We start from the raw sequence: 491 nt of genomic DNA on the forward strand, positions 1-491 counted from the left end.
CCGCAGCTGAACGCGCTCGGCGGGCTGGAGGGCTACGTGGTGCGCGGGGGCACCGTCAGCATCGACGGGGCCGGACTCGATGCGAGAAGCACCGACTACGCGGCCATCCTCGCGCGGGCCATCAAGGTCAATGCGGCGCTCTGGGCGAACGAGCTCAAGGTGGTCACGGGCGCCAACCAGGTCTCGCCCGACCAGGGGCAGGTCAGCCCGACCGCCGGCACGGGCAAGGCGCCCGTCTTCGCGCTCGATCTCGCCCATCTCGGCGGCATGTACGCCGGCAAGATCACCCTCATCGGCACGGAGCATGGCGTCGGCGCGCGCAATGCGGGCACGATCATGGCGGCGGACGGCTCGGGTCCGCTCTCCGGCCCGGGCGAGTTCATCATCACCGCGGACGGGCGGCTGGAGAACATCGGGACGATCCAGGCCGCGCGCCGTGCCGCCATCGCGGCCGAGAGCCTCGCCAACAGCGGGCGCATCACGAGCGGCGG

General features: G+C 72.3%; 1 protein-coding gene. It reads left to right on the forward strand.

Going from position 1 to position 491, the window contains the following annotated elements; all coding sequences use genetic code 11:
- On the forward strand, positions 1–491 hold a 491-nt coding region (locus APY03_RS01825; protein ID WP_157103360.1), incomplete at both ends, for a two-partner secretion domain-containing protein.

The organism is Variovorax sp. WDL1 (assembly GCF_001541225.1).
Taxonomy (GTDB): domain Bacteria; phylum Pseudomonadota; class Gammaproteobacteria; order Burkholderiales; family Burkholderiaceae_C; genus Variovorax.